Source organism: Erythrobacter sp. SN021, assembly GCF_021864455.1.
Window position 1 is genome coordinate 1 of the sequence record NZ_JAKKUW010000085.1, and the last position, 362, is coordinate 362.

Here is a 362-nt window from a genome sequence, read left to right on the forward strand (position 1 = left end):
GGGGAGTATATATGAGTCTATTTCTACATTTATGAAGTCAGTGTACTCATACCTTCAGTATCATTGATGACCAATGGTTTTTACAGTAAGGGAAGGCTGCCTAACTTCGTCCGTAATGTATAAAATGCGAAGTGAGGGCAGGGCCAGAACCAGTAGAATAAGAGCTGGAAGGATTGTTCAAACTGTTTCAACCGTTTGAGCTTCCTGAATATAGCGGTTTAAGTGTCTATTTAGCATTAAAGCAAGTAGGGCGTAGCCAACTACTGTTAATACTAGAGTTAGAACTAGAAGTGTGTGATCGTGGAATGAAATTAATTGAAGTATGACAGAAGATGCGGCGTCTTGGAATATTACTTGACCTC

General features: G+C 39.8%; 1 protein-coding gene. It reads right to left on the reverse strand.

The features are described 5' to 3' along the window. Positions 1 to 177: 177 nt before the first annotated feature. A partial coding sequence (locus L5849_RS17610) for a cytochrome c oxidase subunit II transmembrane domain-containing protein (RefSeq protein WP_236926209.1) occupies positions 178 to 362 on the reverse strand: 185 nt, incomplete at its 5' end.